This window comes from Nocardia sp. NBC_01503 (assembly GCF_036327755.1).
GTDB lineage: Bacteria > Actinomycetota > Actinomycetes > Mycobacteriales > Mycobacteriaceae > Nocardia.
This window is the reverse complement of sequence record NZ_CP109596.1, coordinates 1,312,215-1,325,709: the sequence shown is the minus strand read 5'-3', so window position 1 is coordinate 1,325,709 and position 13,495 is coordinate 1,312,215. Positions and strand designations below refer to the sequence as shown.

At 68.6% G+C, this 13,495-nt stretch carries 10 protein-coding genes; 7 read left to right on the top strand and 3 right to left on the bottom strand.

Annotated elements, in window-relative coordinates; genetic code table 11:
* Positions 1-648 (top strand): response regulator transcription factor, encoded by a 648-nt coding sequence (locus OHB26_RS06270; protein ID WP_330185523.1) that lies wholly within the window; start codon positions 1-3, stop codon positions 646-648.
* 139 nt (positions 649-787) lie between these two features.
* On the opposite strand, the gene OHB26_RS06265 is transcribed toward OHB26_RS06270, so the two are convergent.
* The gene (locus tag OHB26_RS06265) at positions 788-1,924 is read right to left on the bottom strand and encodes a serine/threonine-protein kinase (RefSeq protein ID WP_442942867.1); all 1,137 of its coding nucleotides are present in this window, start codon (positions 1,922-1,924) and stop codon (positions 788-790) included.
* 191 nt (positions 1,925-2,115) lie between these two features.
* Here OHB26_RS06265 and OHB26_RS06260 point away from each other — a divergent pair, with 191 nt between their 5' ends.
* The 5 genes from OHB26_RS06260 to OHB26_RS06240 all read left to right on the top strand — a co-directional run bounded on the left by OHB26_RS06260 (position 2,116) and on the right by OHB26_RS06240 (position 7,327).
* Positions 2,116-2,979 carry a hypothetical protein gene (locus OHB26_RS06260; protein ID WP_330183276.1) on the top strand — a complete coding sequence of 288 codons (864 nt, stop codon included), beginning with the start codon at positions 2,116-2,118 and terminating at the stop codon, positions 2,977-2,979.
* A gap of 57 nt (positions 2,980-3,036) precedes the next feature.
* A complete protein-coding gene (locus OHB26_RS06255; protein WP_330185522.1) occupies positions 3,037-4,608 on the top strand; it encodes a DNA polymerase Y family protein in 1,572 nt (523 codons plus the stop codon).
* Positions 4,609-4,958: 350 nt separating this feature from the next.
* Positions 4,959-5,717 carry an alpha/beta fold hydrolase gene (locus OHB26_RS06250; protein WP_330183275.1) on the top strand — a complete coding sequence of 253 codons (759 nt, stop codon included), beginning with the start codon at positions 4,959-4,961 and terminating at the stop codon, positions 5,715-5,717.
* 81 nt (positions 5,718-5,798) lie between these two features.
* Positions 5,799-6,359: a YdeI/OmpD-associated family protein gene (locus OHB26_RS06245; RefSeq protein ID WP_330183274.1), complete on the top strand. Its 561-nt coding sequence runs from the start codon at positions 5,799-5,801 to the stop codon at positions 6,357-6,359.
* Entirely contained in the window at positions 6,356-7,327 is a 972-nt protein-coding gene (locus tag OHB26_RS06240) for a sucrase ferredoxin (protein WP_330183273.1), read from the top strand. Before OHB26_RS06245 ends, OHB26_RS06240 begins: the two co-directional genes overlap by 4 nt.
* A 144-nt stretch (positions 7,328-7,471) precedes the next feature.
* On the opposite strand, the gene hsaA is transcribed toward OHB26_RS06240, so the two are convergent.
* Entirely contained in the window at positions 7,472-8,635 is a 1,164-nt protein-coding gene (gene hsaA, locus OHB26_RS06235) for a 3-hydroxy-9,10-secoandrosta-1,3,5(10)-triene-9,17-dione monooxygenase oxygenase subunit (RefSeq protein ID WP_330183272.1), read from the bottom strand.
* Positions 8,636-8,808: 173 nt separating this feature from the next.
* Positions 8,809-9,780: an SDR family NAD(P)-dependent oxidoreductase gene (locus OHB26_RS06230; protein ID WP_330183271.1), complete on the bottom strand. Its 972-nt coding sequence runs from the start codon at positions 9,778-9,780 to the stop codon at positions 8,809-8,811.
* Positions 9,781-9,970: 190 nt separating this feature from the next.
* Here OHB26_RS06230 and OHB26_RS06225 point away from each other — a divergent pair, with 190 nt between their 5' ends.
* The gene (locus OHB26_RS06225) at positions 9,971-13,462 is read left to right on the top strand and encodes an error-prone DNA polymerase (RefSeq protein WP_330183270.1); all 3,492 of its coding nucleotides are present in this window, start codon (positions 9,971-9,973) and stop codon (positions 13,460-13,462) included.
* Positions 13,463-13,495 lie beyond the last annotated feature (33 nt).

The following is a 13,495-nucleotide window of genomic DNA, read 5'->3' as shown; positions in this document are numbered from 1 at the left end:
ATGTTGTTGAGCGTCCGGGTCTTTCTGGTCGATGATCACGCGGTGTTCCGGTCCGGGGTGCGGGCCGAGTTGAGTCGCGAATCGGATATGGAGGTGGTCGGCGAGGCCGGTGGGGTGGCCGAGGCCATTGCCGGAATCAAGGCCACCACACCGGATGTGGTGCTGCTCGATGTGCATATGCCCGACGGGGGTGGCGTGGCGGTGCTCCAGGGCATCGAGACGGGGCCGGTGTGCTTGGCGCTCAGCGTCTCCGATGCCGCCGAGGATGTGATCGCGGTGATTCGCGCGGGTGCGCGCGGCTATGTCACCAAGACCATCTCGGGACCCGAGCTGGCGGACGGCATTCGCCGGGTATCGGGCGGTGATGCCGTATTCAGCCCGCGCCTGGCCGGCTTCGTGCTCGACTCGTTCACCGGTAAGTCCCCGGTCCCCGAACCGCCCCTGGATCCCGAACTCGATTCGCTGACCCCGCGTGAGCTCGAGGTGCTGCGCCTGCTCGCGCGCGGCTACACCTACCGAGAGATCGCCGAGAACCTCTTCATCTCGGTGAAGACGGTGGAGACCCACGCCTCGAACGTGCTGCGAAAGACCCAGCAGTCCAACCGAAACGCCCTGACTCGCTGGGCCCATCGCCGCCGAATCGACTGAGCAGCGTAAGGCGACAACTGATTTCATGCGGTCCGGTAACTCGCCGGGTACGTCCGAAATCGGTTCGGCGTCCCACCGCTACTACGCGTTCCCGACGGTTGACGGCACCTGGCTGTGCGCCGAAGTCTCGGGGAGGCGGCTAGAGCGCTACGAGTATCACGATGATGATCAGTAGGCCGATGAGCAGGCCGATCGCCACGGCGAGCGGTCCGGCGTTGGGGCCGAGTTTGGCGAAGTCGAACGAGGTGGACTTCGACTTCGGTTGCGGCGCAGCGGCCGCCGCGGCATTGTTGCGCTGCGGCCGGGGCAGCGGGCTGGAGTTCGGGCTGCGCAGTCCGGCGGCGGAGTTGCGTGCCGCCCAGGCCGGAATGGTGCCGTCATCGGTGCGGACGGGCGCGCCGAGAATATAGGGCGCGGTACCGGGACCGAATGCGGCGGTGAGGATTTCATTGCGCGCCTCGACCATGGTGGGCCGGCGCTGCGGTGCGGGCTCCATCATGTGCAGCAGCACGCTGGTGAGCGGTCCGCTGCGCTGCGGCGGAATGATCTGCGCCATGGCGGCGCGCTCCACGATCACATCGCTGTCCTCGTGGAAGCCGTAGGGCGGCTGGCCTTCGATGGCGGTGTACAGCGTTGCGCCGAGCGAGAATACGTCGCTGGCGGCGCTGGGCTGGGTGCCGCGCGCGACCTCCGGCGGCAGGTAGGCGGGGGTACCGGTGATGACGTCGCCGGGATCGTCGGAGGCGTCGCCCGCACCGCTGGAGATACCGAAGTCGCTGAGCTTGACCATGCCGACCTCGTCCCCGCGATCGGCGACGAGAATATTGCCGGGCTTGATATCGCGGTGCACGATGCCGGCCGAGTGCGCGGTGGCGAGCGCGTCGGCGACCTGCGCGCCGATCTGCGCGACCTCGATGGGCGGGAGCGCGTTGGCCAGCGAAAGTGCCTTGGCCACACTGCGAGAGGGCAGATACTCCATGACCAGCCAGGGTTCACCGGCCTCGAGCACCACGTCGTAGACGGCGATGGCGTGCTCATGCGAGAGCTTGGCCGCGACCCGGCCCTCGTGCATGATGCGCTGACGCACCTCGCGCGCCTCGTCCTCGCTGAGTCCGGCGGTGGTGAGCACCTGTTTGATGGCGACATCCCGGTGCAGCAGGCGGTCGGTGGCCAGCCATACCGCACCCATGCCACCGCCACCGAGCTTGGATTGCAGGCGGTAGCGACCGGCCACGAGGTAATCGGGGCCGACGATGGGACGGGCGCGTTCGGTCACGGGTGCAGGGTAGCGGAAAACCATCCTGACTGGCCTGCTTCGAAGCTCGAGGTTTGCGCCACTGTCTCTTGACGCGCGCCGACACTCGAGTTCTACTGTGCATGAATCGAACATATATTCGATTATGATAGGTAGCTGGATCGGTGCTGTCTCGTCGGGCTCGGACATCGGTTGGGAGAGGTGGTCGATAGATGGGTGCGGCGGAGGCGAAACAGGCGCAGCTCGCGGAGTTGCGGCGGCGGATGGCGGCGATTCCGGCGCGCGGTGCGGAGACGGCCGCGCGCAGACCCGCGGCGGTGGGGGCGCCGCCCTCGCCGCGCCCCCTGGTGACAGGTGCGCCACCGGGGGTGCGGGAGCGGTCGGACGGTGCGTTGCGCGGGCTTGGGGAAGACACGCGAGCGCTCACCGAATCGCTGCGGCGGGAGGCGCTGCCGGTGCCCCCGGTCCTCGAAAACCTTTTGCCCGAAGGCGGTTTGGCGAAGGGTTCGGTGGTGCTGTACAGCGGCGCGCACTCATTGCTCTCGGGTTTGCTGGCCTCGGTGACGGGTTCCGGCGGGTATGCCGCGGTGGTGGGTATGCCCCGGCTCGGCTTGCTGGCCGCGGCGGAGATGGGGGCTCGATTGGATCGATTGGCGGTCGTCGCCGACCCCGGTTCCGACCCACTGGAGGTTGCCTCAGTTTTGCTGGATGGTCTGGATTTGGTTGTGCTGGGCCTGAATGGGGCTGCGGTGCCCATGTCACGCACCCGGGTGCTCACCGCGAAGGCGCGTAGTAAGGGCGCCACGCTGGTGGTGACCGGTGGTTCCTGGGCGGGTCCGGTGCTGCGGATCGATACCGAGGTCACCGGGTACTCCGGGTTGGGCCGCGGGTGCGGCCGGTTGCGCACCGTCCTGCTGAATGTCTCGGTGCGCAGTCGCTCCGCGCAGCCGCGCACCGGGCATCTCACGCTCTGCCCGAGCAATGGCCGGGTCGAGTGGGTGGCTACGAATCAGGCCGTGGCCGCGAATCACGGTGCGGCCGAACCGCTCACCGCCGCCCACCATGCCGTTTCCTGACCGTCCGCTGTGAAGACGCGGCGGGTATTGGCGCTGTGGTGCCTGGACTGGCCCGCCATGGCCGCGGCCGCCGAGGCGGGTGCGCCGGTGACACGGCCGGTGGCGGTGCTCTCGGCGAATCGGGTGGTGGCGTGTTCGGCGACGGCGCGGGCGGAGGGGATCCGGCGCGGGCTGACCAAGCGGGAGGCGCAGGGGCGCTGCCCGGAATTGCTGGTGGCGCAGGAGGATCCGGATCGGGACGCACGACTCTTCGAACCGGTGGTGGCGGCCGTGGACGCGACGGTGCCCGGGGTGGAGGTGCTGCGCCCCGGACTGCTGGTGCTGTCCGCGCGCGGTGCGGCGCGGTTCTTCGGATCGGAGGAGCTCGCCGCCGAGCGACTGGTGGACGCGGTAGCGGCGGTCGGCGTGGAATGCCAGATCGGTATCGCCGACGAGTTGTCCACCGCCGTGCTGGCGGCCCGCCGCGCGGCCATTGTCCCGCCCGGTAGGGGCGCGGAATTCCTTGCGCCGCTGCCGGTCTCGGAACTGTCGGTGGAGCCCGCGCTGGCTCCACCGCAGCGAGCCGAGCTGGTGGACCTGCTGCACCGCCTGGGGTTGCGGCGTATCGGTGACTTCGCCGCCCTGACCTCGGCGGAGGTCTCCTCCCGCTTCGGCTCGGATGCCATTGCCGCGCACCGCTGTTCCCGCGCCGAACCCGAGCGTCCGCCGTCGGCGCAGACCCCCGCTCCCGATCTCACCGTCGAATACCGTTGCGACCCACCGATAGAGCGGGTGGACGCGGCGGCCTTCGCCGGTCGTCTGCTCGCCACCCGACTGCACGAGGCCCTGGCCGCGGCATCGGTGGCCTGCACCCGCCTGGAGATTCACGCGGAAACCGAATCCGGCGAACACTTCTCGCGTATCTGGCGCTGCGCCGAACCCCTCACCCCCGACAGCACCGCCGACCGGGTGCGCTGGCAACTCGACGGCTGGCTCACCCGCCGTTCCCTGGACCGCGCCCGTCGTGCGCGACGGGATACCACCGGCGCACCGGATGTTCCGGAGTGGGATGACGCCCCGAACGATCCGATCACCGTGCTGCGACTGGAGCCGATCGAGGTGGTCTCGGCCGGTGCGCTGCAGCTGGGCCTGTGGGGCGGCGTCGGTGCGGACGAGGAGCGCGCCCGCCGCGCGCTGGTCCGGGTCCAGGGCCTGCTCGGCGGTGATGCCGTACGGCTCGGCGTACTCAGCGGTGGTCGCGGTCCCGCCGAGCGCGTCACCCTGGTCCCGCTCGGTGAGGAGCCGGTCCCCGCCGCCGATCCGGCCCGGCCCTGGCCGGGCCGTCTCCCCGAACCCGCCCCCACCGTGGTGTGGGCCTCCCGCCCGGAGGTCCGCCTGGAGGCCGCCGACGGCACCCCGGTCTGGGTCACCGACCGCGGCCTCTTCACCGCCGATCCGGCCAACCTGCACTGGGGTCGCCGCTCCTGGACCCTCATCGGCTGGGCGGGACCGTGGCCCCTGGACGACCGCTGGTGGACCCACCAGCAGGGCTTCGCCGCTCGCGCCCAGGTACTGCTCGATACCGATCACCGCGCCCTGCTCCTACTCGGCTACGACCGCACCTGGCACGTCGAGGGCCTCTACGAGTGATCCCCTACCGCGCCCGCGCCCGGTAGGCGGCGTCGATGGCGCCGCCCAGCACCAGCGGCCTGTCCGTGGCTGCTGGGTGCGGCGGTGGCCGGGACACCGGTACCCGATGGCGGACGAAGCTCCTGTCCCGCCGGGGACGCCTGTCCTCGGTAACCCTGTCACCCCGGCATGTTCCCGGCCGGAATCCGCACCTGTAGCGCCGCAACATGTCTCGATGAATCGCAGGTCGGAGGCGTGCCGGGGTGACGAGGTAGTGGGGCGGTCCGGCTGCCGGAGGTCTCGGGCGCGCGGTTATGGCGATGCGCACAACCTGCGGCGGGGGCCGGGGTGGGTCCGTACGCTGGTTGATCGTGGAGTTGACGGTTGCGCGCGAGGCGTTCGGGGACGTGCTGATCGCCTACCGGGATTCCGGGGCGGAGGCTGCCACGGATGCCGTGCCGGTGCTGCTGGTGCACGGTATGGGCGGGGACGGGCATACCTGGGATCGGTTCGCGGCGCGGCTGGTGCGGCACGGGCGCCGGGTGATCATCCCGGATCTGCGGGGGCATGGGCGCAGCGCGCATACCGATTCGTACCGCTTTCCCGAGTTCGGGGCGGATGTGGTGCGACTGTGTGATCGGCTCGGACTGGATCGGGTGGATCTGATCGGGCATTCGCTGGGCGGCTATGCGGTGTCCTGGGCGGCGATGGAGCGACCGGAGCTGGTGCGCCGCTTGGTGATCGAGGAACAGCCGCTACCGCTGCGCTCGGGGGATGAGCAGGTGACCTTCACCCGGCGGCTGCCGTCGGTGCCGGAGCTGTGGCATGCCACCAGCAGTCTGCTGCGGCATCCGCGGGCGGTGCTGGCCTTCGATCGGTCCATGACCGGTATCGCGCTGGAGCAGTTCCGCAAACCGTATCCGGAGTGGTGGGAGGGGCTGGCCGATATTTCCGCGCCGACGCTGTTCCTGCGCGGTGGGCCGGGCGGGATGGTGGATCCGGTCAAGCTGGAGTCGATGGCGGCCGCCGTACCGGAGTGTACGGTGCGGGCGTTCGGCTGCGGGCACAGTATTCACCGCGATCGGTATCACGAGTTCGAGGCCGCGGTGCTGCCGTTCCTGGGGCACTGACGACATCTTCCGAGCAATCGGACATATTGCGTTTTCCGGGCACCGAACACCGGCGGTTCGGGCGGAATCTACAGTTAGACGGTGTCCGCACTCGAGCGTCCTACCCTGTTCTTCACCGATGAGCAGTCGTTTCGGGACTGGCTGGCGGCCAATCACGCCGCCGTGGACGGTATTTGGTTGAAATTTGCCAAGAAGGGCTCCGGCTACCTCGCGCTGGAACACTCCGCCGCACTGCGTCAGGCGCTGTGCTTCGGCTGGATCGACGGACAGGCGCGGCCGCTGGACGAGGAGTTCTATCTCGTCGGATTCACCCCGCGCCGCCGTCGCAGCCCCTGGTCACAGCGCAATCAGGGCTTGGTCGCCGAACTGATCGAACAGGGCCTCATGCATCCGGCCGGGCAGGCCGAGATCGACCGCGCCAAGGCGGACGGCCGCTGGGAGAACGCCTCCGGTCGCGAGCTGCCGGAGGATTTCCTCGCCGCGCTGGCCCGGCATCCGGAGGCGGCGGCCTTCTTCGAAACCCTGCCCATGCAATCGCGGATCGCCGTCGGCTACCACCTGGGCAGCGCCGTCCGCCCGGAGACCCGGGCGCGCCGACTGGAGCAGTTGATTCGCAAACTCGCCGACGGACAGCCGCTATGACCTTCGAGGGCCTGTCGTGTTCGGCTGCCGCACTGGAGGTTCCGCTCCCCGGCAGCGCGACGCGGATCACCGGCTGGCTGTGCGTCGAACAACCCGGCGCGTGGGGACGCGATGTGATCGGCGATGAGGTGCTGGGTCCGGAGATCACCGCCGATCTGGCCGCCCGCACCAAGGCCGCGCAGGTGCGGCCGACGCTCATCCGGCGACCCGGGCGCAATGAATTCAACGGTGTGCGAACGGTTCTCATCGCCAGTTCACGACCACAAGGGTCCTGGTGCGAGCGCTTCGAGATCACCGATCTCAAAGAACTGCTGGACCTGGATCTGCATCTGTTGAACGGTCCCGCACCGGGAATCGGTGTGCGCGTGGATGATCCGCTGATCCTGGTGTGCGCGCACGGTAAACGCGACCAGTGCTGTGCGCTGCTCGGCCGCCCCATTGCCGCGACCCTGGCCGAGCGGTACCCCGATCGGGTGTGGGAGTGCTCGCACACCGGCGGGCACCGCTTCGCGCCCGCGGTGATCCAGCTGCCCTCCGGCCTGACCTACGGTCGCCTGCGGGCGGATTCGGCGCTGGCGATGGTCGCCGCCGCCGATCGGGGTGAGGTCTCGCTGACCGGTTTCCGCGGTCGCGGCTGTTATACCCCGGTCGAGCAGGTGGCGGAGGTCGCGGTCCGCCAGTTGATCAGCGATGAGATCTATACGGCAGCTGCCGTCCAACCGGCCGCCGGTGACTCCGACGCGGCGGTACGCGTGGACGATCTCACCGTCGAACCCACCGAAATCGACAGTGCCACCGCGAAAGAGCCCGCCACCTGCGCGGGCGCGGCCACCGTCACCCATCGTGACGGCCGCCGCTGGCTGGTCACCGCCCGCACCGTCGCCTACGCCCCGCGCCAGGCCAGCTGTGGGGCCGGGCCCAAACCCGCCACCGCCGTGGTCGCGGATCAGGTCCGGCCGCTGGACTGAGCGCTACCGCGGGGTGAGCGCGTCACGCAGTGCGGAATCCACCGGCGGGCGGGTTATGCCTTTCCTCCGCCAGCACACCGGTGTGGCGTCGGCCGCCGGGGCTCCGCCGAGCATTTCGGGGCTCGGCGGAGCGGATGTCCGTGATCACACCATGCCGGGGACTCCGGGCAGGCCGAAGGTGTGGTCACCGAACATGACGTAGGCGCGTTCGGCGTCATTGGTGGCGTGCACGCGGGCGGCGTGCGCGTCCCGCCAGAAGCGCTGCAGCGGAGTGCCTTTCACCAGTGCGGTGGCGCCCGAGGCGGCGAAGAGCTGATCGATGGCGCCGACCGAGCGCTGGGTGGCGCGGACCTGGTCGCGGCGGGCGGCCATGCGCAGATCCATCGGGATGTCCTGACCGGCCAGCACCAGTTCCCATTCGGCCTGCAGATTGCCCACGAGCTGACGCCAGGCGGCGTCGATATCGCTGGCGGCCTCGGCCACCCGCACCTTGATGAACGGGTCGTCCTTGGCGTTCTCACCGAGGAAGGCCGCGCGCACCCGCTTGCCCTGATGTTCGACGAACGCGGCGTACGCGCCCTGCGCCATACCCACCACGGGGGCGGAGATGGTGGTGGGCATGATGGTGCCCCATGGCATCCGGTACAGCGGTTCGGTATTGACTTTCGCACCGGGGGCAGCGAATTCGTTCATGACCAGGAACGACAGGAACCGGTGTTCGGGTACGAACACATCCTCCACCACGATGGTGTTGGAGCCGGTTCCGGACAAGCCGATCACATTCCAGGTCTCGTCGATGGTGTACTCGGCGCGCGGAATCAGGAAGGTGCCGAAGTCGGCCGGATTGCCGTCGATCATCACCAGACCGCCGACGAAGGCCCAGTCCGCGTGCGCGCTGCCGGAGGAGAAGGCCCAGGAGCCCTTGACGATATAGCCGCCCTCGACCTTGGTGCCCGACCCCATCGGCGCGTACGAGGAGCTGATCCGCACCTCGGTGTCCGCGCCCCAGACATCCTGCTGCGCCTGCTGATCGAAGAGCGCGAGATGCCAATTGTGCACGCCCACAATGCTGGCCACCCAGCCGGTGGAGGAGCAGGCGCTCGCGAGCAGGCGGACGCAGTCGTACAGGACCACGGGCTCGGCCGCGTACCCGCCCCATTGGATGGGTTGCATGAGCTTGAAGAATCCGGTGTCCTGCAGCGCCTTGATGCTGGCTTCGGAGACCTGGCCCTGATCCTCGGTCTCCTGCGCGCGTTCGCGCAGCTCCGGTAGCAGTGCCTGGATCTTCTCGACCACTTCGTGCGTCACGTGAGTTGCCCCCACCTTCGATTAAACAGAAACCAACGTGTTTTCGATCGTGACGTTAGCGTGTCCGTCGCATCTGCGCGCGCGGAAGTGTGCCGATGACAACGCCTTCCACGCTTCAGGGTCCGGAAGGCGTTGTCGGGGAATTGATTCGGAGTTTTCGGGTTGCCGTGGGTTTACCAGTGCGTGCCGGGCACCAGTCGCGCGGCACGGCGCAGTGCGGTCCGGGTTACGCGCAGTGCGGGCGGGGTCGAACGCTGATGGCGTTGTGGCACCACGATATCCACCGCCTCGGTCTCCGGCTCGACGACCGTTTCGCCCTTGGCCGCGGGCGAATCCGGGATGGCCCGGTAGTAGCGGTGCAGCACCCGCTCCTTGATGCCGGGCGCGATGAGGGTGCCGTATTCGGCGATGGTCCCCAGTGGTACATCGATGCGGCGCGGGCGTTCGCTGAGCGCGCGCACAATGGTCGCGGCCGCCCACTCCGGTGACTGGGTGGAGGCGCCCTGATCGCCGCTCGGCGTAATCATCGGGGTGCGCACCAGGGGCATGTGGATGGTGGTGAAAGTGATGTTGTCGGAGAACATTTCGGCCGCGGTCACCTCGGCGAACTTATCCAGTGCGGCCTTGCTCGCCAGGTAGGCGGCGAAGCGCGGCGTGGCGACCTGGACGCCCGCGCTGGAGATGTTCACGATGTGCCCGAACTTGCGCTCGCGCATCTGCGGCAGCAGGGCCAGGGTCATGCGCACCGCGCCGAAGTAGTTGACCGCCATGGTCCGTTCGAAATCGTGCATGCGATCGGTGGAGCGGTGCACGGCGCGGCGGATGGAGCGGCCGGCATTGTTGACCAGCATGTCGACATGGCCGTGCTGCGCCAGGATGAGCGTGATCACGGCGTCCACCGAATCGGCGTCGGTGACATCGCACTGGTAACCGTGCGCCTGGCCGCCCGCGGCCTTGATCTCGTCGACCACGGCGGCGAGCTCCTCGCCGCGGCGCGCGAGTAGGAGTACGACCGCGCCCTTGTCGGCGGCGGCCACGGCTGCCGAGCGGCCGATGCCGGAGGACGCGCCGGTAATGACAATGTGCTTGCCGGTCAGGTCGCGGCGGGCGCGCCGACGGGCCAGGTAACCCGAGGTATCGGTCATCACTGCTCCCTTGCAGATCGAAGTGTCTAGAACTTACTCCAAAGTAAGTTCCGGTGCCAGGAGTGGGCGGTGAATCCCCGTGCGCGCCGGGGGTGGCTTTTTATAGACCGTTCGGTCGGATCTCCTATACTGCCGAGAAAGATCGAATGTATGTTCGATTCACCGTGTCGATCGAGGTGAAGGAGGGGTCGTGGGCTGGCATAACGGTCCGCCTACCTGGGCGGAGCTGGAGCGCGTGCTCTCCGGCCGCCCCGACCCCGCCCGGCGCGTCGAGGGCGACGGCGGCGACAGTCCCGCCTGGTCCCGCAAACGTGAGAAGTACGAGGCCGGGGCTCTCGCCCGCGTCGAAGGCCCCACCGTCCCCTACGCGGAGCTGCACACCCACTCCGCCTACAGCTTCCTCGACGGCGCGAGTCCTCCCGAGGAGTTGGTCGAGGAGGCGGTCCGACTCGGACTCGAGGCGCTCGCCCTCACCGACCACGACGGCTTCTACGGCGTGGTGCGCTTCGCCGAAGCCGCCCGCGAATGGGGTATGCCCACCGTCTTCGGCGCGGAGCTCTCCCTCGGCACCGCCGCCCGCGCGAGTGCGCACCTGGCGCCGCGAGGCGTGCGGGGACGAGGCAGGCGCGGGGATTCCGACCCGGTCGCCGAGACGTTCGCCGAGGTTACGGGCCGAACCGGCGGCAGTGGTAAGAGCGGAGCCGTCGCGGGGCGGAGTGCAGGGGCCGGCGGTAGCCGAATCGGCAAGGGCGCGAGCGCTTTCGGTGAAGGCGCGTGGTTGGATTCCGCCCCGCGCACCGGTGCGCCGGATCCGGTCGGGCCGCATCTGCTCATCCTGGCACGCGGGCAGGAGGGGTATCGCCGGTTGTCGCGGGAGATGGCGGCGGCGCATATGGCGGCGGGGGAGAAGGGGATTCTGCGGTACGACCTGGATCGGCTGACCGCGGCGGCGGGCGGGCATTGGCATGTGCTCACCGGGTGCCGGAAAGGGACTGTGCGACAGGCGCTTACGCAGGGCGATGCGGCGGCCGAGGGTGCGCTGCGGGAATTGGTCGAGCGGTTCGGGCACGAACATGTGAGTGTGGAGCTGACCCACCATGGGATTCCGGAGGACGATGAGCGCAACACGCGGCTCATCGCGCTCGCGGATCGGCTCGGATTGCCGGTATTGGCAACCACCGGAGCACATTTCGCCGCACCACCGCAGCGGCGGCGGGCCATGGCCCTGGCCGCCGTTCGCGCGCGCTCCAGTCTGGACGAGATGGCGGGCTGGCTGCCGCCGACCGGTGGGGCGCATCTGCGCTCCGGGGCCGAGATGGCGCGATTGTTCGCCGCGCATCCGCGCGCGGTCGCCAATGCCGCCGCACTGGCCCGGGAGTGCGCCTTCGATCTGCGGTTGATCGCACCGCAGTTGCCGCCGTTCGATGTACCCGAAGGGTATGACGAGGACTCCTGGCTGCGCGAGCTCACCATGCGCGGCGCGGCGCGCCGCTACGGACCGCGCGCGGGTAATCCGAAGGCGTATCAGCAGCTCGACCATGAGCTGGAAGTGATTGCGCGGCTGAAGTTTCCGGGTTACTTCCTGGTGGTGCACGATATCGTCAGCTTCTGTCACACCAACGACATTCTGTGTCAGGGGCGGGGTTCGGCCGCGAATTCGGCGGTCTGCTACGCCATCGGCATCACTAATGTGGATCCGGTCGCGAACAAACTGCTGTTCGAGCGGTTCCTGTCGCCGGAGCGGGACGGCCCGCCCGATATCGATGTGGATATCGAATCGGATCGGCGGGAGGAGGCGATCCAGCACGTCTACACCAGGTACGGGCGCGAATACGCCGCGCAGGTCGCCAATGTGATCACCTACCGTGGCCGCTCCGCGGTGCGCGATGCCGCACGCGCACTGGGATTCTCACCCGGACAGCAGGACGCGTGGAGTAAACAGGTGAGCCGCTGGACCGGTGTCGCCGAGGAGGAGCACACCGATATACCGGCCGATGTGCTCGGGCTGGCCGGTGAATTGGAGGGCCTGCCGAGACATTTGGGTATCCACTCGGGTGGCATGGTGATCTGTGATCGGCCCATCGCCGATGTCTGTCCTACCGAATGGGCGCGTATGCCCGGCCGCAGCGTCCTGCAATGGGATAAAGACGACTGTGCCGCAGCGGGTTTGGTGAAGTTCGATCTGCTCGGGCTCGGCATGCTGTCCGCCCTGCACTACATGATCGATCTGGTGCGCGAGCACAAGGGTGAGGTCGTGGAGCTGCATCGCCTGGATCTGACCGAATCCGCGGTGTACGACATGTTGTGCCGCGCCGATTCGGTCGGCGTCTTCCAGGTCGAATCCCGCGCGCAGATGGCGACGCTGCCGCGATTGCGCCCGCGCAACTTCTACGACCTGGTGGTGGAGGTGGCGCTGATCCGCCCCGGACCCATTCAGGGCGGGTCGGTGCACCCCTATATCCGCCGCCGCAACGGCCGCGAAGCGGTCACCTATGACCATCCGGCACTGGAGAATTCGCTCGAACGCACCCTCGGCATTCCGCTGTTCCAGGAGCAGCTCATGCAGATGGCGGTGGATATCGCCGGTTTCACCGCCGCCGAGGCCGATCAGCTGCGCCGCGCCATGGGCTCCAAACGCTCCCCGGAGAAGATGGAGCGGCTGCGCGCCCGCTTCTACACCGGTATGCGTGAGCTGCACGGTATCACCGGTGAAATCGCCGACCGCATCTACGAGAAGGTGTACGCCTTCGCGAATTTCGGCTTCCCGGAGAGTCATTCGCAGAGTTTCGCGTCGCTGGTGTTCTACTCCTCCTGGTTCAAACTGCATCATCCGGCGGCGTTCTGCGCGGGGCTGCTGCGCGCCCAGCCGATGGGTTTCTACTCGCCGCAATCGCTGGTGGCCGATGCCCGGCGGCACGGGGTGGTGGTGCGCGGCCCGGATATCAATCACAGTCTGGCGGAGGCGACCCTGGAGGGGCGGGGCCTGCGCATCCGATTGGGGCTGGCCTCGGTGCGCGGTATCGGTACGGAGTTGGCCGAGCAGATCGTCACCGCCCGTGCCGCCGGTCCGTACACCTCCTTCCTGGATCTCACCGGCCGGGTGGAGTTGACTGTGCCGCAAGCGGAGTCACTCGCCACCGCGGGGGCGATCGGCAGTCTCGGCGGTACCCGCCGCGAGGCGCTGTGGGCGGCCGGAGCCGCTGCGGGCGAACGCCCCGACCGCCTCCCCGGTATGGGCGCGGCCGTGGACGCCCCCGCCCTGCCCGGTATGAGCGCCCTGGAATTGGCCGCCGCCGACGTCTGGGCCACCGGCGTCTCTCCCGGCAGCTACCCCACCGAATTCCTCCGCAACCGACTCGACGCCCTGGGCGTGATCCCCGCCGCCCACCTACTCGGAATCCGGGATGGCACAAGGGTTCTGGTGGGCGGCGCGGTCACTCATCGGCAACGTCCAGCCACCGCCGCGGGCGTAACCTTCCTCAACCTGGAAGATGAAACCGGCATGGTCAACGTCGTCTGCTCGGTGGGCCTCTGGGCCCGCTACCGCCGTCTCGCCCAATCCGCCCCCGCCCTGCTCATCCGAGGCCGAGTCCAGAACGCCGAAGGCGCGGTCACCGTCGTAGCCGACCACCTCCAGCGCATGAATCTCCGCATCGAGGGTCGCTCCCGCGACTTCCGTTGACCACGGGACAATTCACCCACACCGAATTCGAGA